The sequence below is a fragment of the Roseateles sp. P5_E11 genome, from assembly GCF_054049355.1.
Genome location: NZ_JBFUMO010000883.1, coordinates 1 through 1,680, shown reverse-complemented (window position 1 = coordinate 1,680; position 1,680 = coordinate 1). Strand labels below are relative to the sequence as shown.

Annotated in this window: 2 protein-coding genes; both read left to right on the top strand. The window is 66.5% G+C overall.

Annotation, left to right across the window (positions count from 1 at the left end; genetic code table 11):
- The first annotated feature begins 51 nt into the window (after positions 1-51).
- Positions 52-1,413, top strand: coding sequence for a PEP-CTERM-box response regulator transcription factor (gene prsR / locus ACXJKR_RS31720; RefSeq protein WP_056197184.1), 1,362 nt, complete (start codon positions 52-54; stop codon positions 1,411-1,413).
- On the top strand, positions 1,410-1,680 hold a 271-nt coding region (locus ACXJKR_RS31715; protein ID WP_457326235.1), incomplete at its 3' end, for a tetratricopeptide repeat protein. The genes prsR and ACXJKR_RS31715, both read left to right, overlap by 4 nt.

Sequence of the window (1,680 nt, the reverse complement as noted above, 5' to 3'; positions counted from 1 at the left end):
CGCCTGGCCGCGCTGTCGGTCAGGCAAGGCCGCAGGCCGAAGGGTGCACCCATGAACACGCCTCGCCATGCGCCGCTGTTGATCGTCGAAGACGATCTGGCCCTGCAGAAGCAGCTCAAGTGGTCGCTGGACCGCTTCGAATCGGTCACGGCCGATGACGTCCCCAGCGCGGTGCTGCAGTTCCGCCGTCACAACCCGGCGGTGGTCACGATGGATCTCGGCCTGCCGCCCGATCGGGACTCGGTGTCCGAGGGCTTCAGATGCCTGGAGAAGCTGCTGGAGCTCGACCCCGGCGTGAAGGTCATCGTGCTGACCGGCCAGAACGACCAAGGCAATGCGCTGCGCGCCATCCGCATGGGTGCCTACGACTTCCTCGCCAAGCCCGTCGATCCCGACGTGCTCAGCCTGACCGTCGAGCGCGCCTACCGGCTCTATGAGCTGCAGCAGGAGAACCGCCGCCTGCAGACGCAGCAAAGCAGCGACGTCTTCTCGGGCCTCATCACGCGCGACCCCGGCATGCAGCGCGTCTGCCGCATGATCGAGAAGGTGGCCCCCAGCGACGCCACCGTGCTGCTGCTTGGCGAAAGCGGCACCGGCAAGGAAGTGCTCGCCCAGGGCCTGCATGACGCCTCCAAGCGCAAGGGCCGCTTCGTCGCCATCAACTGTGCGGCCATCCCCGAGACGCTGCTGGAGAGCGAACTCTTCGGCTACGAGAAGGGGGCCTTCACCGGCGCCAACAAGTCGACGCTGGGCAAGATCGAGACCGCCAACGGCGGCACGCTGATGCTCGACGAGATCGGCGACCTGCCCATGCCCTTGCAGGCCAAGCTGCTGCGCTTCCTGCAGGAGCGGGTCATCGAGCGTGTCGGCGGCCGCCAGGAGATCCCCATCGACGTGCGCGTCGTCGGCGCGACCCACCAGGATCTCAAGGCCCGGATCGTCGACGGTCGCTTTCGTGAAGACCTGTACTACCGCCTGGCAGAGATCGTCGTCGAGATACCGCCGCTGCGTGACCGTGTGGGCGACCCGGTGCTGCTTTCGCATGCCTTTGCGCGACGCTTCGCGACCGAAATGCGCCGCCCGGTACCCACACTGGCCGACGATGCCGTGCGAGCGCTGGAAGCGCATCGCTGGCCGGGCAATGTGCGCGAACTGCAGAACATGCTCAAGCGTGCCGTCATCATGGCCGAGGAGGACCGCATCGCGGCGGTGGACCTCGGTCTGCGGCCGGCGTCGGCACCGGCCGATGACAACGTGACGCTGGACCTGCGCACCGTGCGCGAAAACGCCGAACGCCAGGCCCTCATCACGGCGCTCGCCCGCACCGATGGCAACATCGTCCGTGCGTCCGAACTGTTAGGCATCAGCCGCCCAACCCTCTACGACATGATGAACCGGTTGCAGATCAAATGAACAACAAGATGCATTCCACACCCGCGCGGTTCGCCGGTGCCGTGCTCGTGGCCTCGGTGCTGCTGACCGGTTGCTGGGGTCCGTCGGCGCCGCAGATGGTCGAGTCGGGCAAGGCCCGCATGCAGAAGGCTGAATACAAGGCGGCCGTCATCGAGTTCAAGAACGCGTTGCAGAAGGATGCGTCGCTCGTCGATGCCCGCTTCTGGCTTGGCAAGGCCCTGCTGGAGACCGGCGATGCGAACGGCGCCTGGGTCGAGTTGTCGAAGG